Here is a 20,600-nt window from a genome sequence, read left to right as displayed (position 1 = left end):
ATGGTAGTGTGGGGTTACCCATGTGAGAGTAAGTCATCGCCAGCTCATTATTCTAAACACCCCCTTCAATAGAAGGGGGTGTTTTTTTATGTGAAAAAAATCGAATTTGAAAATAATTAAACCCTTGTAATTAAATAAGAAGCTCCATTCAGTTAATTTATGCCAAAAGATTGATGATTCTTGCAATTAAAAAAACAACAATAAATGTCAGTATGCCTATGAGGATTTAAATAATTTCAGGGACATAGTTGATGCAATACAATCCGATCTATTACACAGATGAACACTTTGCATTTGCCGATGCAGTAAAAAAATTTGTAGAAAAAGAAATTATTCCCTATGTAAATGAGTGGGACGAAGCTGAAATTTTTCCACGAGAACTCTACAAAAAAGCTGCAGAAGTTGGATTGATGGCATCAGGTTTTGATGAAAAATACGGTGGTATCCCAGATACAGATGCATTCTATACTTTATTGGGATGTGTGGAGTTGGCAAAGGCGGCATCAGGTGGGTTAATCGCTTCCTTACTTTCACATATGATCGGTGCACCGCCAATCAATAGCTTTGCAAGTGAAGATGTTAAAGCAGAGGTTTTGCCACAAATCTTATCAGGTGAGAAGATTTCTGCTTTAGCAATTACAGAACCAGGCGGAGGTTCTGATGTTGCAGCACTTAAAACAAAAGCAGTAAAAGAAGGTGATTACTATATAGTCAGTGGTGAAAAAACATTTATTACTTCTGGTATTCGTGCTGATTACTATACTGTTGCCGTTCGAACTGATCCTGAAGGAAAGGGACCCAATGGTATCTCAATGCTACTGATTGATGCCCATACGCCAGGTATTACAAAAACGAAGTTAGATAAAATGGGATGGTGGGCGTCTGATACCGCTCATTTGCACTTCGATCAAGTTAAAGTGCCTGAAAAAAATTTGATTGGTCCTGAGAATATGGGCTTCTTTGTTATCATGAATAATTTCAATATGGAACGATTTTTCTTGGCTGCGAGTAGTTATGGTTATGCAAAAGTTTGTTATGAAGAAGCTTTAGATTGGGCTCAACAGCGACGTACTTTTGGTAAGCGTTTGGTTGATCACCAAGTGGTTCGTCATAAATTGGTAGATATGGCAACACGTTTACAAACGACTCGCGCTTTACTTGAAGATACGGCATATAAAATGGGTCGTCCTGAACTTCAGGGGAATGAAATGATTGCACAAATTTGTATGCTCAAAAACGTAGCAACGCAAACTATGCAATTCTGTGCTGATGCAGCCGTTCAAACACTAGGCGGCATGGGCTTTATGCGTGGCATGAAATCTGAACGTATATATCGCGAAGTTAAAGTGAATATGATAGGCGGTGGAGCTGAGGAAATTATGAAAGATTTGGCAAGCCGACAGCTGGGCTTCTAAAAGAAATAAAAAGGTGGCTAAAGCCACCTTTTTTAATTGATCAGATATAAAGTTAAGCATTCATTGCCATATCCCAGACGATATTGGTTAACTCATCAAGTGACATTTTCCCTTCTGGATTGTACCAAGTTACGGTCCAAGCGATTGACCCACCAATCAGTCTTCGCCAGATAAAAGGATCGTGCTTAATTTTGCCTTTGTCATGTAATACCTTGATGACACTCAGCCATATCTCTTCATAATCATTTCTTAATTTTAATAGTTTCTTCTGATTTTCCTCAGAAAGTGAAAACCATTCATAGACCAATACAGCCATAGCGGAACCTGTATCCCCAGAGATCGCATCGAGTTCAGCTTTAATCAGAGCCTTGAGTTGTTGCTCTGGATGGTCTGAAGTGGATATGGCACTTTCAAGGCAAGCGTGATTGTAAATGATGGTTTGTTCCATCACATGTGCCAAAATATCGTCTTTGGTTTTGAAATGATGAAATAAACTTCCAGATTGGATACCAATAAACTGAGCGAGTTCACGAACAGTGGTTTTGGCATAACCTTGTTTATGGAATAAATAAGCTGCCCCCAAAAGTAAACGACCACGTGGTGTATCGTCAAAGCAGGCTATTGGTTGAATTTGGTCAATAGAGGTCGCGATCATCTTGTTATTTTATCCTATTTTGTTTTCTAAACGCGTTGCTTCCATGCAAATTTTAGCGCAATAAGCAGATTTGCAAATAATAATAACATTTTGCACTTTACAAACCAAGCGCTTGCTTGGTAGATTAAGCTCAAATTCTAAACAGAATAATGAGATGGTTATGACAAATATTCAGGACGAACAAAAAATTGTAAAAATTGGCTGTGCTTCAGGTTTCTGGGGAGATACCAACACAGCTGCATTTCAATTGGTACACATGTCGGATATTAACTATTTAGTATTTGATTATCTTTCAGAAATCACCATGTCTATCATGGCAAAAGCCAAAATGAAAGATCCTTCTCATGGATATGCATTGGACTTTGTTAGTCGTGTTATGACACCGCTCATCAACAAAATTGCGGACAAGAAAATCAAAGTTGTAAGTAATGCTGGCGGTGTAAATCCATTGGCATGCCGTGATGCACTTCAAGAAGTGATCAAAAATGCTGGTTTGGATTTGAAAGTTGCGGTGGTACTTGGTGATGATTTAATGGATCAGCACGCTGAACTTCAAAAACAAAATATAAAAGAAATGTTTAATGGTGAGGATCTTCCTCCACATGTCGCAAGTAGTAATGCATATTTAGGTGCTGTAGCGATTCGTGATGCTTTAGATTTAGGTGCAGATATTGTAATTACAGGTCGTGTTGTGGATTCGGCTGTGGTGATTGGGCCTTTATTGCATGAATACAAATGGGATTTAGCAGATTACGATAAATTGGCACAAGCGGCACTTGCAGGTCATGTGATTGAGTGTGGTGCACAATGTACTGGCGGTAACTTCACAGATTGGCGTTTGGTTGAAGGCTTTGACAATATGGGCTTCCCAATTGTTGAAGTGAAAGCAGATTCATCATTTGTGGTGACTAAGCCAAATGGTACAGGTGGTTTAGTATCTCCGGGTACGGTAGGCGAACAAATTGTATATGAGATTGGTCATCCACAAGCTTATCTATTGCCTGATGTAACGGCTGATTTTAGCCAAGTCAAACTTGAGCAAGTGGGTGTGCATCGTGTACTTGTGACAGGTGCAAAAGGTACAGCGCCAACACAACACTACAAAGTAAGCACGACCTATCCTGATGGTAACCGTGTATTAGTCAGCTTCTTACTTGCAGGCCAAGATGCAGAAGAAAAAGCTTATGCCGTTTCTAATGCAATTTTAAATAAAGTTGAGCGTGTAATGGCGCTTCGTTCAATTCCACCATTTACTGAAAAATCTATTGAGATTTTAGGTACGGAAACAACTTATGGTGCAAACCGACGTGTGCAAAATCCACGTGAAGTTGTGGTGAAAATTGCCGTTAAACATATGTTTAAAGAAGCATGTATGTTCTTTGCTTCTGAAATTGCACAAGCTTCTACAGGTATGGCACCTGCATTAACAGGGATTGTGGGGGGGCGTCCAAAACCATCTCCAGTAATTAAATTATTCTCGTTCTTGGTAGAAAAATCGAAATTAAATATCGAGGTGGATATCAATGGCGAGCGTCATAAAGTTGATGTTCCGCATGGTGAAGCACCACAAGAAATCCCAACCATTCCAGCAGGTGAAGTGGCAACTTTAACAGGTAATGAAGTTGAAGTGCCTTTAGTACAAGTTGCACATGTACGTAGTGGTGATAAAGGTAACTACAGCAACATCGGTGTACTTGCACGTAAACCAGAATTTTTACCTTGGATTCGTGCATCTTTAACTGAAGCGAATGTTGCGGAATATATGAAGCATGTGTTTGAAGGTGGTAATGGTGGCGAAGTACGTCGCTATGAATTGCCGGGCTTAAATGCACTTAACTTCTTGTTAATTGATGCGCTTGGTGGTGGTGGTGTTGCAAGTTTACGTATTGACCCACAAGGTAAAGCCTTTGCACAGCAATTATTAGATATGCCAGTGAAAGTGCCTGCAGATTTACTGTAAGCATAAATTTGGGCATCGCCATGGTGCCCAATCTAAAACAATTTACATCAATTAAAAATGGAAATATGCGCAATGGGTTATCAATCAATTTTTAGAAATGATGCATTCGCTGGCAAAGTCGTGATTGTAACAGGTGGTGGCTCGGGCATTGGTCGTTGTACGGCGCATGAGCTTGCATCACTTGGTGCGCAAGTGGTGATTACAGGTCGTAAGATCGAAAAACTTGAAAAAGTGATTGCTGAAATCACTGAAGATGGTGGTCGTGCACATGGCATCGTGTGTGATAACCGCGAAGAAGAACAAGTTAAAAAAATGATTGCGGAAGTGATCGAAAAATTCGGTCGTATTGATGGTTTAGTGAATAACGCAGGTGGTCAGTTCCCATCAACATTAGAAAGTATTTCTGCCAATGGTTTTGATGCGGTCATCCGTAATAACTTACATTCGACCTTCTATCTTATGCGTGAAGCCTATAACCAGTGGATGGTAAAAAATGGTGGTGCCATCGTCAATATGGCAGCAGATATGTGGGGCGGTATGCCGGGTATGGGGCACTCAGGTGCAGCACGTTCAGGTGTTGATAACCTGACCAAAACGGCTGCGGTGGAATGGGGTAAATCAGGTGTGCGGGTAAACTGTGTGGCACCGGGTTGGATTATTTCATCAGGGATGGATACCTATTCAGGCCCTGTCGCAGAATTCATTATCCCAAACCTTTCAGGCAATGTGCCTTTACAACGTATGGGAACAGAATCGGAAGTGTCTTCAGCGATTGTGTATTTACTTTCTGAAGCGGCCAACTTTGTTTCAGGGATGACAGTACGTATCGATGGTGCGGCTTCACAAGGTACACGCGTATTCCCATTATCATCTGCAGAAAATAGTGAGTCTTATAACGGCTTCCACCGTGCATTTATTCCAGATGTACTAAAGAAAAAAGACGAAAAGAATTAATCGAGATTATAAGGAACAAGGAGGAAACGGAATGGCAGTGATTCAGTCCGAAGTTGCAGTAGGAAGCGAAGTATTTGAACAGAATAAAGCGAAATTGCTCGAGCAAATTGAAGAGATTCGAGCGATTCAAAAAAGTGCGCTAGATCGTTCTTATAAAGCTAAGCCTAAGTTTGATAAAAAAGGAAAGATTTTACCGCATGAGCGTGTACGTATGTTGCTCGATGCAGATTCTCCATTTGTAGAGTTGTGTGGTCTTGTGGGTTACAAGATGCATGATGATAAAGATGGTTCAGAAGCAGGTGGCGGGATCATTGCAGGGATTGGTTTTGTAAATGGTACACGTTGTATGGTGGCTGCCAATAACAGTGCGATCAAAGGCGGTACGATTGCCCCAATGGGTGTACACAAAAGCCTTCGTTTACACCAAATTGCGTTAGAGCAAAAATTACCAATCATTACTTTGGCAGAAAGTGGTGGTGCAAACTTAAACTACGCAGCAGAAGTATTTACTGCCGGTGGTACAACATTTGCCAACCAAGCACGTTTATCTGCAAAAGGAATTCCACAAGTTTCTGTAGTCCATGGTAACGCAACAGCAGGTGGTGCATACCAACCGGGTCTTTCTGATTATGTGATTACTGTACGTAAGCAAACTGAAATGTTGCTTGCAGGACCGCCATTGTTATTGGCAGCAACAGGGGAAGTGGCAACTGCTGAAGAATTGGGTGGTGCAGAAATGCATGCACAAGTGGCAGGTACAGCAGAATACTTAGCAGAAAATGATGCTGATGGTATCCGTATCGCACGTGAAATCTTTAAGCATTTAAACTGGAAAGAGCAAGTTAAGCTTGAAACACCAGAATATAAAGAGCCACGTTACTCGGCAGAAGAATTGCTTGGCATCATTCCTTCAGATCCAAAACAACCTTTGGATATGAAAGAAATCATTGCCCGTATTGTTGATGATTCTGATTTCTTCGAGTTCAAAAACGAATATGACTCACATACAGTGTGTGGTTGGTCAAAAGTCGGTGGTATGCACTTAGGCATCATTACTAATAATGGCCCAATTACGCCACAAGGTGCAGCAAAAGCAGCGCAGTTTATTCAATTATGTGAACAAACCAAACGCCCAATTTTATTCCTGCATAACACCACAGGTTTTATGGTGGGTACAGATGCAGAACAAAACGGCATCATTAAACATGGTTCTAAACTGATCCAAGCTGTTGCGAATTGTACAGTGCCGAAGATTTCGATCATTGCACATGGTTCATACGGTGCAGGTAACTATGCGATGTGTGGTCGTCCACTTGGCCCACAATTTATCTTCTCATGGCCGAACTCTCGTGTTGCGGTAATGGGTGGTGCGCAAGCTGGTAAAGTTCTTCGTATTGTTGCAGAAGCAAAACAGCGTGAATCTGGCATGGAGCCAAATGAGCAAATGTTAGATTTCTTAGAACAATCGACAGCAATGAAATTAGAGTCGCAATCGACTGCATTATTCAACACAGCGATGTTGCATGATGATGGCATTATCGACCCACGTGATACACGTAAATTGCTAATTTTCTTATTGCAAACGATTAATGAATCACAAGCACGTGAGTTGAATCCAACACGTTTTGGTGTGCCAAGATTCTAATAAATCCCTCTTGCGGAATATATTCCTCATCCCTGTGAAAAGTGAGGAATTCCCCCTCTTTTTAAAGTGGTGAGAAGCATGGCTTCGCAAGGGAGATTAAAGATTAAAAAATATTGAAATTTTAAGGAAGACAAAAATGAAATTTACTGAAGAACATGAAGCGCTACGCCGTACAACACGTCAATTTGTAGAAAACGAAATCAACCCATTTACAGCAGAATGGGAAAAAGCGGGTCGATTCCCAATTCATGAAGTATTCAAAAAAATGGGTGATTTGGGTTTATTAGGTATTTGTAAACCTGAAGAAAACGGTGGTTTGGCACTCGATTACTCTTATAACTTGGTGGTTGCAGAAGAGTTAGGTCGTATCAATGTTGGTGGTGTTGCACTTGCGATGGGTGTACAAACCGATATGGCAACGCCTGCGATTGCACGTTTTGGTTCTAAAGAGTTACGTGATGAGTTTTTAACGCCAGCAGTTGCAGGTGAAAAAGTTGCAGCGATTGCAGTATCTGAGGTTCAAGCAGGTTCTGACGTTGCAGCACTAAAAACCACAGCAACTAAAGATGGTGATGATTACATCATCAATGGTCACAAAATGTGGATTACAAACTCTCTACAAGCAGACTTCTTCTGTTTATTAGCGAATACCTCTGATGGTAAGCCACACTTTAACAAATCAATGATTGTGGTTCCTGCAAATACACCGGGTATTACATTCTCTGAGCCATTAGACAAGTTAGGTATGCGTTCAAGTACCACTGCACAGGTGTTCTTTGACAACGTACGTGTGCCACAGCGTAACTTAGTGGGTCAAGAAGGCATGGGCTTTATGATGCAAATGCTTCAGTTCCAAGAAGAGCGTATGTGGGGTGCTGCTAACGCCATGGGTGGTATGTTGCAATGTATCGAAAAAACAATTCAGTACACTAAAGAGCGTACGACATTTGGTCAGCCGTTAATTGACAACCAATATATCCATTTCCGTTTTGCTGAACTCATGACTGAAATTGAAGCGCTGAAAGCATTAACCTATCGTGCTTGCCAATTACATATCGAAGGCGAAAACGTAACGCAAATGGCGTCTATGGCAAAACTGAAAGCAGGTCGTTTAACACGTGAAGTTGCAGATAGCTGCTTACAATTCTGGGGTGGTAATGGCTTTATGGCAGACAACCCAGCAGCACAATTCTACCGTGATGGTCGTTTAGTTTCGATCGGTGGTGGTGCAGACGAAATCATGCTTGGCATTATCTGTAAGATGATGGACATCCTTCCTGGTAAGAAAAAATAAGCAGGAGATCTGATATGACATTATCAAGCTCAATTGCCAATTTAGAAGTTGATGGCAGCATCATCCTAGAGCAAGACGGTGGCATTTTAACCTTATGGTTAAACCATCCTGAAAGCCGTAATGCGATGAGTCTAAAGATGGTGCAATCGATGCAAGCGGTATTTGCTGCGATCAAAGATGATGTGTCTGTACGCGCTGTAATTTTGCGTGGTAAAGGCGGTCATTTCTGTGCAGGTGGAAACATCAAAGATATGGCGGGTATCCGTGCTAAAGCGATGGAAGTGGGAAACAACACACCATATACCGAATTTAACCGTACCTTTGGTGCGTTGATTGAGCAAGTCGATCAAGCACCACAAACGGTTGTGGCTGTACTTGAAGGTGCTGTACTCGGTGGTGGTTTCGGTTTGGCATGTGTCTCTGATGTTGCAATTGCGCATGCAGAAGCACAATTTGGCTTACCTGAAACTGGCTTAGGGATTTTACCTGCACAAATTGCACCGTTTGTGGTGACACGTGTTGGCTTAACTCAAGCACGTCGTTTAGCCTTATTAGGTATGCGCTTTAAGGGTCAAACCGCTTTAGAGGTGGGGATTGTGCATCAAGTGGTTGCAGATGAAGTTGAACTTGCATCAGCACTTGAAGAAACCATTACCCAAATTAAACGCTGTGCGCCATTGGCATCGCGTGCAACCAAAGCATTATTACATCGTACCACCAAAGAAGAATTGGGGCCGTTACTTGATGATGCAGCACGTCAATTTGCAGATGCCGTGGCAAGCGCAGAAGGCATGGAAGGCACAATGGCGTTTATTCAAAAACGCCAACCAAGCTGGGCAGAATAAACCACATTCCAACGCCTGTATGAATGTGAATTAAAAAGGATACGCTCCTCAAGATCAGAGGAGCCTAAAAAATTGGTGGAACTATGGCGTTTACAAAAGTATTAGTTGCAAACCGTGGTGAAATTGCTGCTCGTGTGATGCGTACAGCAAAAGCCTTAGGTTACGAAACCGTTGCTGTGTACTCAGATGCCGACAAAAATGCGCGTCACGTACAAGTCGCAGATGAAGCGGTTTATATCGGTCCTTCAAAAGTATCAGAATCTTATTTATCGATTCCAAATATTATCGAAGCATGTAAGAAAACTGGCGCAGATGCGGTGCATCCGGGTTATGGTTTCTTATCAGAAAATACTGATTTTGCTGCAGCATGTGCAGAAAATGGCATTATCTTTATCGGTCCACCTGCAGGTGCGATTGAGCTCATGGGTAGCAAGCGTTTGTCTAAAATCGCCATGATCGAAGCAGGCGTACCATGTGTACCGGGTTATGAAGGCGACCAACAAGACATCGACTTTTTAGCAGATCAAGCGAAAAAAGTAGGTTTCCCATTGATGGTGAAAGCATCAGCAGGTGGTGGTGGACGTGGTATGCGTCTTGTACATCAAGAAGCTGATTTGCTTGAAGCGTTAAAAACTGCCCGTTCTGAAGCAGAAAATGCGTTCGGTTCGGGTGAGCTGATTATCGAGAAAGCAGTGATTGCGCCTCGCCATGTAGAAATCCAAGTCTTTGGTGATACACATGGCAACTACGTGTATTTATTTGAACGTGATTGCTCGATTCAACGTCGTCACCAAAAAGTGGTTGAAGAAGCACCATGTCCAGTATTGACACAAGAAACACGTCAAGCCATGGGTGATGCCGCAGTTGCCGCAGCCAAAGCTTGTAACTATGTGGGTGCAGGTACGGTTGAATTCTTACTAGATCAATCAGGTGAGTTTTATTTCTTAGAAATGAACACACGTTTGCAAGTAGAGCATCCTGTAACAGAGATGATTACAGGTCTTGATCTTGTGGAATGGCAGCTTCGTGTGGCAAACGGTGAAACATTACCGCTCAAGCAAGAAGAATTGACTATGAATGGTCATGCCATTGAAGTGCGTTTATATGCAGAAGACCCACGCCAAGACTTCTTACCACAAACAGGCAAAGTATTGCGTTGGCAACCTTCGGATTTAGAAGGCGTACGTATCGATCACGGTATGATGCCAACTGATGAAGTTAGCCCATTCTACGATCCAATGGTGGCTAAAATCATCGTACATGGCAAAACACGTACCGATGCGATTCGTTTACTTGCACGTGCTGTAAATGATTCTGTACTGTTAGGTGTAAACAGTAATAAGGAGTTTTTAGTTAACTTATTACGTCATCCACTTGTGGTGGAGGGTGATGTGAACACTGGTTTTATTCAACAGCATTTCCAAAGTGATGTGAGTTTGAATAAACAGAGTCTAAATTTAGAAAGCTTAGCATTGATTGCAGCGTTGTTGATAAATGCATCTGCGCAAACAGATTGGAACACAGGAGTTTCTTCAGCATTACCACTGAAACTTCGATATGATGATCAAAAGTTAGATCTCATTGTGCATCGTGATGGTCTTTCAGTGAGTGTTGAAACCTGTGGTGAAAGCCAGTCGATTGAGGTTGTAGCGCAAAATACACAGCAATTGATTTATAGCATTAATGGAATTCGACGTCGAATCGACTATGTTCTTGATGGTAATTTTGTTTATTTAGATCGCGCGAATGGCAACGTCATGGTGGAAAATATTACCTATTTACCACCTGAGACTGCCGATGTGGCAGGGGATGGTAAAATTCGTGCCCCAATGGATGGTGCAATTATAAATGTCATTGCTCAACCTGGAGAGCGTGTAACTAAAGGGCAAACATTATTGATTCTTGAAGCGATGAAAATCCAACAGCAAATTAAGTCAGATGTCGACGGTGTTGTGGGTGAAATCGTAGGACAAGTTGGTCAGCAAGTGAAAAAACGTCAAATCTTGATGAATATTGAGGTTGATGCTGAATAAGCAATAAAAAAGCCATCTAACGATGGCTTTTTTTATGACCGGATTTATGCAAATACTGTTTGTACGGCACAGTAAAGCACCCAAAGAATTGCAATCGCAACTACAGGTTCTAAAACTTTTGCCCAAGTTGGTGTAGCCACTACTTCTGGCTCAGCAACATCGTGGTGATCATGTTGAACTTGATTGACCATGTCATGAAACTCCTTCATCGTTTGGTCTAATGATATCTCTTCTTGAATGACAGGTTGAGAACCAATCAACTCATTTAGGTTATTTGTTAGCCAAACCCAATCTTTTGCTTTACCAGAGAGATGTTCAACTTGACCCTGAAGTAATTCATTCATGCCTTGTAGTTGATAATGACCTGTTACATCAAGTTGTTTAAGTTCATTAAGCTGTAAGGTCAAAATCTCTGATGTCGCAGTTTCAAGTTCTTGATGAGACAGCGTAGACTGATTATGTTGAGATGTCGTCAAATGCCGTGCGACTTCTTGAATATAAAGTTGGTCAGCGGCATGAATTTCTTGGTATATTTTTTTTTCGTCTTTACGCCATAGGCTGATGAGTTTACCTAAAGCTAAGATATTTAATTCATTGAGATATTCATGCCGTTGTTCAGCTGGATACTGTTTCAACAGCTGAGGCTTTTGAATTTTGGTCTGCTCAACAAAATATTGTACTAAATCAAAAGCCATTCAACTCTCCTGTAAGTTTTTTCAATCCAAAATTCTTAAACTCGGTTTTTTCTTTGGTGCTTCATTTTCTTGATTTTGTTGCTGTTTAGATTCTATCGGATTTTCATCCGTTTGTGCATTGGCATATTCATCAGGATCAAAGAATAATCCTTGACCATTTTCTTTTGCATATAACCCGAGTACAGCATTGATTGGCACATAAATATCTTTGGAAACACCACCAAAACGTGCAGAAAAGGTAATCGCTTCATTGCTCATGTGTAGTTGATGCACAGCATGTGGCACGATATTTAAAACAATCTGACCGTCTTGAACGAACTGTGTAGGTACATCGGTATAAGGCTGTGTGGCATCTACCAGTAGATATGGGGTGAGATTGTTATCGCAAATCCATTCATAAATCGCACGTGCTAAATACGGGCGAGTTGGACTTAATTTGATTTCTTGATCAGACATGTGACTCACTCTTTTGCTTTTTTAAGCGGATTTTAATTCAGGACTATAACGATTTTTTTCCTGAACCGTCATGGACTTAATGAAGGCTGGACGACTGAAAACACGCTGGCAATATAAATAAAACGGGCGGCATTGTTGCTTTGGAAGCTCAATACCCATCGTTCTTAACCGTATAAAAATCGGTGCCAACATGCAATCTAAAATTGTAAATTGTTCAGACATGAAATAAGGATAGTGCTGAAACAAAGGTGTCAGCGAGATAAGCGTATCTTTTAACTTTTTTTGGGCTGCCTTTTGTGCGTCAACATCAAGTGTGTCTGGGTGGCGCAACATATCATCTGCAAGTTTTAACCAGTCATTTTCAAAACGCCATATATATTGGCGTTGTTCTGCACGTGGAGCAGGAGCATCTGCATATAACTTATTCTGACGATAGCGATCATCTAAATATTCAGAAATGATGGATGTATTGAAAAGTTTTAACTCATTTTCAATCATCATCGGGAGTCGATTGTATGGATTTAAACTCGCAAGATCCTCGTTGTCTTCGTCGATAATAAATAAATTGTGTTTAATTTGTTTTTCTGCCAGTAAGAAGCGAATCCAATGCGATCGAAAGTCATCTGCATGACTATAAATGGTGATGCCTTGTAATGGGGTGGTTTCGACTGACATATTCCAATCAAAGTATTAATGAATAGATAAGGATACTAAAAAAGCACGCTAAAATCATCGTTTAATGAGCGATGCATATTAAAACACTTGGATTTTATATTGATTCGTATTTATGTCTGGAACGTTTTTTATTAACTTCTATCCTTGCATTGTTGAAATTCAATCTTTAACTTTTTTATCCAAAGCGATGTAAAAAGCCGATCTTTAAATCGGCCTTGTGCACTAATGTATGATTCCACTCCACCATTGACGGACGTCGCGATTGTTAGTTAATGCACTTGTGTCGCCAGGTCTAAGTTTATAGCCACACTTGTAAACCACTGAGAATTTTTGACCTAAAGATCGATGTACCAGACTATTATTTTGTACAGGATATCCATCTGAGCATCCAACTAACTCTAATGCTTTATTTATGTTTTCATATGAAGACATTAATCTTTGTATAGGTCCATCACAAACATGCTTACCCGTATTGGATTGCCAGCACACGGCTAAAGCATCTATTGATTGTGAGTTATTTGCTTGTGCAATATTGGATGTACCGAATATTGTAGCGGCTACGGCGAATGATAAACATATTTCCCTATTTAACATTTTTATCCTCTTAATTTAAAAAACTGCATGAAAGTATTTTTTAATGAAGTTATAAAAGTTAACAATCCTCAAATTGGGATAGATGATTAAGCATATGTTTGTTTAAGTCAGTCAAAATAGAGCAATAAAAACTAGCGTCTTTTTATTGATATCAGAGTTTAATATTCATTTTAAAGTATCGTGTACGACTGATTTTCATGAGTAAGGGAAAATATAAAGATGAAAAAAAACCTTGGCATAAGCCAAGGTTTTTTTGTCCGAATTCGGAAAACGAATTAACGTTTAGAGAATTGTGGACGTTTACGAGCTTTACGTAAACCAAGTTTCTTACGTTCAACTTCACGAGCATCACGAGTAACGAAACCAGCTTGACGAAGAGCAGGTTTTAAAGTTTCGTCAGCAGCGATCAATGCACGAGTAATACCGTGACGGATTGCGCCAGCTTGACCACCGATACCACCACCAGCAACAGTGATGTAAAGGTCATATTTCTCAGTAGCATCTAAAAGCTCTAGTGGTTGACGTACAACCATACGAGCAGTTTCACGACCGAAGTATTGTTCTAAAGAACGGTTGTTAATAACGAGTTTACCAGTACCAGCAGATAGGAAAACACGTGCAGTTGCGGTCTTACGGCGACCTGTACCATAGTTAGTAGCCATGTGCTGTATCCCTTAGATGTCCAAAACTTGTGGCTGTTGAGCTGTGTGAGGATGCTCAGCACCAGCATACACTTTCATTTTCTTGATCATAGCATAACCAAGAGGACCTTTTGGCAACATGCCTTTTACAGCGCGTTGGAAGATTTCTTCTGGCTTGTGAGCAACTAATTTTTCAAAGTTAGTTTCACGGATACCACCAGGGAAACCAGTGTGGCGATAGTATTTCTTATCAAGTGACTTGTTACCAGTTACTTGAACTTGCTCAGCATTGATAATTACGATGTAATCACCAGTGTCAACGTGAGGAGTATAAGAAGTTTTGTGCTTACCGCGTAAACGACGTGCGATTTCAGTCGCAAGACGACCTAAAGTTTTGCCAGAAGCATCAACAACGTACCAGTCGTGTTGAACTTCAGCTGGCTTAGCGCTGAGAGTTTTCATTAACCACTACCTATTATAGTTGGTTTGGACGGTGGAATCTGTCCAAACAAAAAGGAGAGCGAATTCTAGCGGAAAAACACTAGAACCACAATCAAAATATTAAGATTTCGAGGGGCATATTCTATTTAATTTAGATTGAAAAGTATAGCGGTTTATTTAATCAATTTCTTTTAGAATGAGGAAATAATCATAATAATAGCTCGGAGTTTTGATGAGTTCACAAAATAATAATGATCGTTTCTCTCATTCTGTTCATCATTCAGATTTATCTTCACGCCATGATCAAATTAAAGTGAGTAAAGTGACGAAATTTTTGACCGGATTTTTATTTATTTTTCTCGGAATATATTTAGCGTTAGGCGTGGTGTTTGGCGCTATTTATGGAATCGATGTTTTGAGTGTCATTCTTATATATTCAATGTATGCACATTTTATGATTTTCCCTTGGTTTATTTATTCAATCGGTGGCTTTGGTTTCTTGTGCATTAAAGACTCAGCGTTTTATTCAGTGCGTTCAACGATTGGACGGATTCTTTTGTTAGGTTTGTTCCTCGTTATCGTGATTGTATGTGTATCCGAGATGGCTCATGCAATTGGTCTATTAGATGCAAGATTTCGTATGGATTGGCGCTAAAAGACTCAAAAGAACGATTAAAAAATCAGAGGGCTAAGATTTTACCATTTTGGGATTGTTGAACATCGCACATTCGATCTGTATTAAAATAATAAAAATCCTTGAATGATGATCGTTATGCTTCCTTTGTATGTCACCAGCGGTGAGCCTGCTGGAATTGGTCCTGATATCTGTTTAAGCCTTGCGCAACGTCTGGATGAGCGTCCACTCGTCGTGCTTGCTGATATACAAATGCTCAAGCAACGTGCAGAAATACTTCATCTTGAAGTTGAAGTGATTGAGTATCAAGGGCAACAAACATCGTCAAAAGTGGGTCAGCTTTATGTGGAACATATTCCTTTAAATGAAAGAGTAGTACTGGGTGAGTTAAATGCTCAAAATGCGAGTTATGTCTTAGAGCAACTCCGCCGTTCTGCAGATTATGCGATGTCAGGTAAAAGCGTTGGCGTGGCGACAGCACCTGTACAAAAGTCAGTGATTAATGAGGCAGGTATTCATTTCAGTGGTCACACTGAGTTTTACCAAGAGTTTGCTGGTGTGTTACGCGTGGTCATGATGCTGGCAACCAAAACCTTACGTGTTGCACTTGCAACCACGCACTTACCCCTTCGTGCGGTTGCGGATGCGATTACAGCTGAGCGCTTGCATCAGGTCATCGACATTCTGATTCATGATTTAAAATCAAAATTTAAAATCGAATCTCCCAAAATTTTGGTGTGCGGTTTAAATCCTCATGCAGGTGAAGATGGTTATTTAGGAGTGGAGGAGATCGAAGTGATTAATCCTGTACTTGAACGCTATCGTGCGCAAGGGATAGACATGAGTTTATGTCTGCCTGCAGATACCTTATTTACACCAGAAAATTTAAAAGATGCCGATGCAGTTTTAGCCATGTATCACGATCAGGGATTACCTGTGTTAAAATCGCAAGGATTTGGTGAAGCCATTAATATTACTTTGGGCTTGCCGTTTATTCGCACCTCTGTCGATCATGGCACAGCACTCTCCCTCGCAGGTACTGGACTTGCGAAAAGCTCGAGCTTACAGGTGGCTGTGGACTTAGCGCTCGATTTAGCGCGTCAGTGATCTTGTCTTAATTACACGTTGGAAATCTTTATGTATCAGATTAATGCCTTAAACCCGAAAGATGAAGGGCATCACACGCGTAAGCGTTTTGGTCAAAACTTCTTACATGACCAACGTGTCATTGCCAAAATTGTGCGTTCGGTGAACCCGCGTACTGGTGACAATATTGTTGAAATTGGTCCAGGTCTTGCTGCTTTAACATCGCCTTTAATTGGTGAATGTGATGCTTTGACTGTCATTGAATTAGACCGTGATTTAGCAGCTGGATTACCCGGTCGTGTACCGCATCCTGAACGTTTAACTATTGTGGAAACTGATGCCTTACGCTACGATTTCACTGAACTGTTTGATGGTCGTCCGTTGCGTGTTGTCGGTAACTTACCTTATAACATTTCTACACCTTTGTTATTTCATCTCTTAGAGTTTGGTGACAAAGTCAAAGACATGCACTTCATGTTGCAAAAAGAAGTGGTCGATCGTATTACGGCATCACCAAATACCAAAGAATATGGTCGTTTATCAGTCATGATTCAGTACTACTGTAAACCGACATTCTTGTTTGAAGTGCCACCTGGTTCGTTCAATCCACCACCCAAAGTAACTTCTGCGGTATTTCGCTTAGAGCCGTATGATGTAAAACCAATAGTGGCGAAGAATGAAAAAGCCTTGGCACGTTTAGTCTCCCATGTATTTACACAACGCCGTAAGACACTTCGCAACAGTTTAAAAGGCATGTTGCAAGAGGAAGGATTTGAAAAAGCTGGTGTTGATCCAATGGCGCGTCCAGAAACATTAACACTTGCTCAATTTGTTGCACTTGCAGATCAAATGGTAGATGCATAAATGGCTGGTGAAAACATTCGATATAATTACGTGATTGGTGATGTTCAGGGCTGTTTTGAAGCTTTGAAAATGTTACTCAAGGAAATCAAATTTGATCCTGATCAGGATTTTTTATGGTTTGCGGGTGATTTAGTCGCACGTGGTGAAAACTCGATTGGCGCTTTACGTTTTATCAAGAAACTGGTCGATCGAGGCGTTGCTGCGACAGTCTTGGGTAATCATGATCTGACCTTGTTAGCGGGCGCAAGGGGCATTAAAGAGATTAAAGAGAAAGACAATACTCGTGATGTGATTGATGCGATTGACAGTGATGATTTAATCGACTGGTTACGCAAACAACCCTTATGTTTATGTCCAAATGAAAATATTGTCATTACACATGCGGGTATTCCACATATTTGGACAGTAGAGCAAGTGAAACAGTTTGCTCAAGAGGTTGAAACGGTTATTGCGCATGATGATTTTGATGTTCTGGATGCATTTTTGAAAGAAATGTATGGTAAAGAACCTACATTATGGTCAGATGATTTAACAGGATATGAGCGCTTACGATGTATCGTGAATTATCTAACCCGTATGCGTTTGACTGATCCAGAGGGTCGACTTGAATTTAGTTTTAAAGATGCTTTAGATGAGCCGATGCCAGCTGGCTATCAGCCATGGTTTGAATATGAGTCAAAAGCTGCTCAAACTCATCAAGTCATTTTTGGACATTGGGCTGCCTTACAGGGCAAAACAATATCTGCGCATATTCAGAATGTTGACGGTGGTTGTGTCTGGGGCAATCAATTAATGGCGTATCGTCTTGAAGATCAGCAAATGTTTGCTGTAGATAATCCTATGTTTGCATAGAATCTACTTTTGGTCGTTTTCGTCTAATAAAAAAGCCACTCATCAGTGGCTTTTTTATTTTCAGTTGTGGGTATATCAAGAGGTCGCTTTTAAAAAGTGAATAAAAGTAGGGAGCCAAACGGCTGTAAACGTTGCATTTACCGCCATACCAAATGCAGCATAACGACCAGCTACACTGCCTCGTTGCCAAGCTTGAGCTGTCCCAATCGCATGGGCTGCTAAACCGAGTGCTAAGCCTGAGGCACGCTCATCATTAATATGACGTAGTATGAGTGGTGAAAAAGCTGCGCCAATCACGCCAGATAAAATAACGATTAAAATGGCTAAGCTAATTGGTGCATGGAGTAAGGTCGCAATATTAATTGCGATTGGTGTTGTCACTGCACGTGTAGCGAAAGCCATAATGGTCGAATCTGCCATATGCAGTAGATACGCTAAGCCCATAGGCAATGCGACAGCACTGACACTAGCAAACACTAATATTCCTAAAATGCCTTTTAGTGGTAAATCGTCATAACGCATCGCTGCAAGTGGGATCGCGAGAGCCACTGTGACGTATCCTAATAAATGATCAAAAATCGGATTGACATCTTTCATGTAGTGATCATAAGGAATACCAATAATCAGTAAGATGACGATCACAAAGAACATCCCGAATACAATTACAGGAATCTGTGGTACGACACGGTTACAGGGTTTTGAAATTAAATAGGCGAATAACGTAATAGCAAAGCCGATTAAAATTGCGAGCATATTTCTCTCCTATAACCAGCGTTTTGCCATTTTGGCGTAAACCCAAAGTGGAATAAGTGTACTTAACGTGAGTACGAGTAAAAAAAGAGGAATTTCTTTACCCATATGAACCAACATAACCAATGCCCCAGCACTAATTGGTAAAAATGCGAAAGCACTTTCTTTCATGATTTTATTATTTACATCGACAACTCTGGTTGGAAGAGTGCCAAATCTACGCCAAGCAAACAGTACAAGTAGTAAGGAAAGCAACCCGACAAGATTGCCCAGTTCGGGATGATTCAATTGAGTCATAAGCCAAACTGAACCTTCTCGGAAGCCAATAATAAGCACTATGGTGCCAATCCATGCTGGCCAATCTATCGTTTTCATCCACTGCATCATGATTATACTTTTAACATTATTTATCACGTTTTAACTGATTTATGATTTGATTTCAAACTCTTCTAAAGGTCTTTTAAATTGTTGCGCCTTATCACCAAGAATTTGATCAATTGGTAAATGTGCTTGTTTTATAAGTTGCTCTAATTTATGTGGCGCAATTTGAATATTTAAAATCAAATGACCTAGATCATCATAATGTTCAGACTGAATCACATTTAATTCATACAGTTGATTGCGTAATTTGCCATATTCAGGTCTGAGTGTGAGTTCAAATTGTTGTATTTGCCCCATTAAACACTCTTGAACGGCTTGTCGCAGTAAATCTAAACCTTGACTTGAGTGTGCTGAAACATAGACTCGATCAGGCAAATTGGGAGAAGCATAAATGATTTTAGGTTCTTCTCCCGTTTGATCAATTTTGTTGTATACGCGTAGTATTGGCACTTGAGCCCCAATTTCTTTTAGGACTTTTTCAACAGCATCAATTTGCTCAAGCTTTTCTGGACTATTTGAATCGATAACATGTAAAAGCAAAGTCGCCTCAAGTGTTTCTTCAAGGGTTGCTTTGAATGACTCTACTAACGAGTGTGCAAGATTGCGAACGAATCCCACTGTGTCAGCCAAGACCAATGTTCCAATGCCATCCCAATTTAATCTTCTTAAAGTTGGGTCAAGAGTTGCGAACAATTGATCTGCTGCATACACATCACTTTCAGCAAGAATATTAAATAGGGTGGATTTTCCTGCGTTGGTATAACCGACTAGAGACACTGTTGGAATAGACGCTTTTTGACGCGCTGCACGACCTTGAATTCGTGTTTGGCGGACTTTTTCAAGTTTGTCTTTGAGCTGGGTTATGCGGAGACGAAGTAAACGACGATCTGTTTCTAATTGTGTTTCACCTGGACCACGTAAACCAATACCACCTTTTTGGCCATCTAAGCCCATGCGACCACCCACTAAACGTGAAGCGAGATGGTCTAACTGAGCCAATTCAACTTGTAGTTTACCTTCATGTGTGCGTGCGCGTTGTGCAAAAATATCTAAGATAAGGCGAGTACGATCGATGACACGACATTGAATAACACGCTCGAGATTACGTTCTTGAGATGGTGTGAGGGAATGATCGAAAATGACAATATCAGCTTCTACCGCTGCAACAAATTCGGCGATTTCTTCAGCTTTACCCGAACCAATAAAAAATTTAGGGTCAGGTTTAATACGTTGAGCTTGTATATGTTCAAGAATCTCTGCACCAGCAGATTTGGCCAATAAACGAAATTCTTCTTGATCAAGATCTTCTAATATTTGGACATTAACACTCACCAAGACCGCACGTTCATTTGCTTGATTTTGTCCAGTAACTTCCACTCAGCTAATACTCCACATCAAAACTCTAGTGTAGAGGAAATTGAACAATTGAGGGAAATAGATTTAAATTAACCTAAAGCAGTTTTGAACATAAGTATAAACGCCAGCATAAATAAAAAGACGCCACCGACAATTGATGCCAATGAGAAGAGTGCCGACCAGATGGGAATGACTTGATTTGATGGTGATTGAGTTGTAGTTTGCATAATTTTTAAATCTATAAATTCGATTTAAAAATTATATTTTATTGGGTATTTGAATTGAAATTGAATTTTCAAATCTATGTATACGGTTTTTATAATCAATGCATCTCTGGTGAGCTCAGTATAGAATGGAGCTATAGTGGATAACGC

At 40.5% G+C, this 20,600-nt stretch carries 21 protein-coding genes; 11 read left to right on the top strand and 10 right to left on the bottom strand.

What is annotated here, in order from left to right; all coding sequences use genetic code 11:
* The first annotated feature begins 251 nt into the window (after positions 1-251).
* Positions 252-1,415, top strand: a complete 1,164-nt coding sequence (locus tag AC1M84_RS12685) for an acyl-CoA dehydrogenase family protein (RefSeq protein WP_481595111.1) — start codon at positions 252-254, stop codon at positions 1,413-1,415.
* A 52-nt stretch (positions 1,416-1,467) separates the two neighbouring features.
* On the opposite strand, the gene AC1M84_RS12680 is transcribed toward AC1M84_RS12685, so the two are convergent.
* Entirely contained in the window at positions 1,468-2,070 is a 603-nt protein-coding gene (locus AC1M84_RS12680) for a TetR/AcrR family transcriptional regulator (protein WP_481593999.1), read from the bottom strand.
* Positions 2,071-2,224: 154 nt separating this feature from the next.
* Here AC1M84_RS12680 and AC1M84_RS12675 point away from each other — a divergent pair, with 154 nt between their 5' ends.
* The 6 genes from AC1M84_RS12675 to AC1M84_RS12650 all read left to right on the top strand — a co-directional run bounded on the left by AC1M84_RS12675 (position 2,225) and on the right by AC1M84_RS12650 (position 10,801).
* The gene (locus AC1M84_RS12675) at positions 2,225-4,030 is read left to right on the top strand and encodes an acyclic terpene utilization AtuA family protein (protein ID WP_481595110.1); all 1,806 of its coding nucleotides are present in this window, start codon (positions 2,225-2,227) and stop codon (positions 4,028-4,030) included.
* Between the two features lie 72 nt (positions 4,031-4,102).
* Complete coding sequence (locus AC1M84_RS12670; RefSeq protein WP_481595109.1) at positions 4,103-4,984, top strand: SDR family oxidoreductase; 882 nt, start codon at positions 4,103-4,105, stop codon at positions 4,982-4,984.
* Between the two features lie 31 nt (positions 4,985-5,015).
* Positions 5,016-6,629 carry an acyl-CoA carboxylase subunit beta gene (locus AC1M84_RS12665; RefSeq protein ID WP_092768482.1) on the top strand — a complete coding sequence of 538 codons (1,614 nt, stop codon included), beginning with the start codon at positions 5,016-5,018 and terminating at the stop codon, positions 6,627-6,629.
* A gap of 136 nt (positions 6,630-6,765) precedes the next feature.
* Positions 6,766-7,923 (top strand): acyl-CoA dehydrogenase family protein, encoded by a 1,158-nt coding sequence (locus tag AC1M84_RS12660; RefSeq protein WP_481592318.1) that lies wholly within the window; start codon positions 6,766-6,768, stop codon positions 7,921-7,923.
* A gap of 14 nt (positions 7,924-7,937) precedes the next feature.
* Positions 7,938-8,768: an enoyl-CoA hydratase/isomerase family protein gene (locus tag AC1M84_RS12655; RefSeq protein ID WP_481595108.1), complete on the top strand. Its 831-nt coding sequence runs from the start codon at positions 7,938-7,940 to the stop codon at positions 8,766-8,768.
* A gap of 83 nt (positions 8,769-8,851) precedes the next feature.
* Complete coding sequence (locus AC1M84_RS12650; protein WP_481595107.1) at positions 8,852-10,801, top strand: acetyl/propionyl/methylcrotonyl-CoA carboxylase subunit alpha; 1,950 nt, start codon at positions 8,852-8,854, stop codon at positions 10,799-10,801.
* 44 nt (positions 10,802-10,845) lie between these two features.
* Here the strand turns inward: AC1M84_RS12650 and AC1M84_RS12645 are convergent, their stop codons facing one another.
* The 5 genes from AC1M84_RS12645 to rplM form a co-directional block, all read right to left on the bottom strand.
* On the bottom strand, positions 10,846-11,496 hold the full coding sequence (locus AC1M84_RS12645; RefSeq protein WP_035269490.1) for a hypothetical protein: 651 nt from the start codon (positions 11,494-11,496) through the stop codon (positions 10,846-10,848).
* A 21-nt stretch (positions 11,497-11,517) separates the two neighbouring features.
* Positions 11,518-11,952, bottom strand: a complete 435-nt coding sequence (locus AC1M84_RS12640) for a ClpXP protease specificity-enhancing factor (RefSeq protein WP_035269488.1) — start codon at positions 11,950-11,952, stop codon at positions 11,518-11,520.
* 21 nt (positions 11,953-11,973) lie between these two features.
* The gene (locus AC1M84_RS12635) at positions 11,974-12,627 is read right to left on the bottom strand and encodes a glutathione S-transferase N-terminal domain-containing protein (protein ID WP_481595106.1); all 654 of its coding nucleotides are present in this window, start codon (positions 12,625-12,627) and stop codon (positions 11,974-11,976) included.
* 869 nt (positions 12,628-13,496) lie between these two features.
* Positions 13,497-13,883, bottom strand: coding sequence for a 30S ribosomal protein S9 (gene rpsI / locus AC1M84_RS12630; protein ID WP_035270019.1), 387 nt, complete (start codon positions 13,881-13,883; stop codon positions 13,497-13,499).
* Between the two features lie 12 nt (positions 13,884-13,895).
* On the bottom strand, positions 13,896-14,324 hold the full coding sequence (rplM, locus tag AC1M84_RS12625; RefSeq protein ID WP_035270016.1) for a 50S ribosomal protein L13: 429 nt from the start codon (positions 14,322-14,324) through the stop codon (positions 13,896-13,898).
* Between the two features lie 211 nt (positions 14,325-14,535).
* Between rplM and AC1M84_RS12620 the strand changes: the two genes are divergently transcribed.
* From AC1M84_RS12620 to AC1M84_RS12605, 4 genes are all read left to right on the top strand, one after another.
* Entirely contained in the window at positions 14,536-14,958 is a 423-nt protein-coding gene (locus AC1M84_RS12620) for a hypothetical protein (protein ID WP_035270015.1), read from the top strand.
* A gap of 105 nt (positions 14,959-15,063) precedes the next feature.
* A complete protein-coding gene (gene pdxA / locus AC1M84_RS12615; protein ID WP_228133293.1) occupies positions 15,064-16,044 on the top strand; it encodes a 4-hydroxythreonine-4-phosphate dehydrogenase PdxA in 981 nt (326 codons plus the stop codon).
* 30 nt (positions 16,045-16,074) lie between these two features.
* Complete coding sequence (rsmA, locus tag AC1M84_RS12610) at positions 16,075-16,887, top strand: 16S rRNA (adenine(1518)-N(6)/adenine(1519)-N(6))-dimethyltransferase RsmA (RefSeq protein WP_035270009.1); 813 nt, start codon at positions 16,075-16,077, stop codon at positions 16,885-16,887.
* Entirely contained in the window at positions 16,888-17,739 is an 852-nt protein-coding gene (locus AC1M84_RS12605) for a symmetrical bis(5'-nucleosyl)-tetraphosphatase (RefSeq protein ID WP_092768500.1), read from the top strand.
* 75 nt (positions 17,740-17,814) lie between these two features.
* On the opposite strand, the gene AC1M84_RS12600 is transcribed toward AC1M84_RS12605, so the two are convergent.
* The 4 genes from AC1M84_RS12600 to AC1M84_RS12585 all read right to left on the bottom strand — a co-directional run bounded on the left by AC1M84_RS12600 (position 17,815) and on the right by AC1M84_RS12585 (position 20,453).
* On the bottom strand, positions 17,815-18,492 hold the full coding sequence (locus AC1M84_RS12600) for an LrgB family protein (protein ID WP_035270007.1): 678 nt from the start codon (positions 18,490-18,492) through the stop codon (positions 17,815-17,817).
* A gap of 9 nt (positions 18,493-18,501) precedes the next feature.
* On the bottom strand, positions 18,502-18,873 hold the full coding sequence (locus tag AC1M84_RS12595) for a hypothetical protein (RefSeq protein ID WP_092768555.1): 372 nt from the start codon (positions 18,871-18,873) through the stop codon (positions 18,502-18,504).
* Between the two features lie 42 nt (positions 18,874-18,915).
* Positions 18,916-20,247: a ribosome rescue GTPase HflX gene (hflX, locus tag AC1M84_RS12590; protein ID WP_092768502.1), complete on the bottom strand. Its 1,332-nt coding sequence runs from the start codon at positions 20,245-20,247 to the stop codon at positions 18,916-18,918.
* 68 nt (positions 20,248-20,315) lie between these two features.
* Complete coding sequence (locus tag AC1M84_RS12585; protein ID WP_481595105.1) at positions 20,316-20,453, bottom strand: hypothetical protein; 138 nt, start codon at positions 20,451-20,453, stop codon at positions 20,316-20,318.
* Positions 20,454-20,600: the final 147 nt, after the last annotated feature.

It is taken from the genome of Acinetobacter sp. 24-47-66 (assembly GCF_056779755.1).
Note: the sequence above shows the minus strand (reverse complement) of the source record. Positions and strands in the feature narration are given on the sequence as shown.

What these genes read in the sequence shown, in the direction of transcription:
- AC1M84_RS12685 (WP_481595111.1), top strand. Translation starts at nt 252, where the DNA reads ATGCAATACAATCCGATCTATTACACAGATGAACACTTTGCATTTGCC.
- AC1M84_RS12680 (WP_481593999.1), bottom strand. Translation starts at nt 2,070, where the DNA reads ATGATCGCGACCTCTATTGACCAAATTCAACCAATAGCCTGCTTTGAC.
- AC1M84_RS12675 (WP_481595110.1), top strand. Translation starts at nt 2,225, where the DNA reads ATGGTTATGACAAATATTCAGGACGAACAAAAAATTGTAAAAATTGGC.
- AC1M84_RS12670 (WP_481595109.1), top strand. Translation starts at nt 4,103, where the DNA reads ATGGGTTATCAATCAATTTTTAGAAATGATGCATTCGCTGGCAAAGTC.
- AC1M84_RS12665 (WP_092768482.1), top strand. Translation starts at nt 5,016, where the DNA reads ATGGCAGTGATTCAGTCCGAAGTTGCAGTAGGAAGCGAAGTATTTGAA.
- AC1M84_RS12660 (WP_481592318.1), top strand. Translation starts at nt 6,766, where the DNA reads ATGAAATTTACTGAAGAACATGAAGCGCTACGCCGTACAACACGTCAA.
- AC1M84_RS12655 (WP_481595108.1), top strand. Translation starts at nt 7,938, where the DNA reads ATGACATTATCAAGCTCAATTGCCAATTTAGAAGTTGATGGCAGCATC.
- AC1M84_RS12650 (WP_481595107.1), top strand. Translation starts at nt 8,852, where the DNA reads ATGGCGTTTACAAAAGTATTAGTTGCAAACCGTGGTGAAATTGCTGCT.
- AC1M84_RS12645 (WP_035269490.1), bottom strand. Translation starts at nt 11,496, where the DNA reads ATGGCTTTTGATTTAGTACAATATTTTGTTGAGCAGACCAAAATTCAA.
- AC1M84_RS12640 (WP_035269488.1), bottom strand. Translation starts at nt 11,952, where the DNA reads ATGTCTGATCAAGAAATCAAATTAAGTCCAACTCGCCCGTATTTAGCA.
- AC1M84_RS12635 (WP_481595106.1), bottom strand. Translation starts at nt 12,627, where the DNA reads ATGTCAGTCGAAACCACCCCATTACAAGGCATCACCATTTATAGTCAT.
- rpsI (WP_035270019.1), bottom strand. Translation starts at nt 13,883, where the DNA reads ATGGCTACTAACTATGGTACAGGTCGCCGTAAGACCGCAACTGCACGT.
- rplM (WP_035270016.1), bottom strand. Translation starts at nt 14,324, where the DNA reads ATGAAAACTCTCAGCGCTAAGCCAGCTGAAGTTCAACACGACTGGTAC.
- AC1M84_RS12620 (WP_035270015.1), top strand. Translation starts at nt 14,536, where the DNA reads ATGAGTTCACAAAATAATAATGATCGTTTCTCTCATTCTGTTCATCAT.
- pdxA (WP_228133293.1), top strand. Translation starts at nt 15,064, where the DNA reads ATGATGATCGTTATGCTTCCTTTGTATGTCACCAGCGGTGAGCCTGCT.
- rsmA (WP_035270009.1), top strand. Translation starts at nt 16,075, where the DNA reads ATGTATCAGATTAATGCCTTAAACCCGAAAGATGAAGGGCATCACACG.
- AC1M84_RS12605 (WP_092768500.1), top strand. Translation starts at nt 16,888, where the DNA reads ATGGCTGGTGAAAACATTCGATATAATTACGTGATTGGTGATGTTCAG.
- AC1M84_RS12600 (WP_035270007.1), bottom strand. Translation starts at nt 18,492, where the DNA reads ATGCTCGCAATTTTAATCGGCTTTGCTATTACGTTATTCGCCTATTTA.
- AC1M84_RS12595 (WP_092768555.1), bottom strand. Translation starts at nt 18,873, where the DNA reads ATGCAGTGGATGAAAACGATAGATTGGCCAGCATGGATTGGCACCATA.
- AC1M84_RS12585 (WP_481595105.1), bottom strand. Translation starts at nt 20,453, where the DNA reads ATGCAAACTACAACTCAATCACCATCAAATCAAGTCATTCCCATCTGG.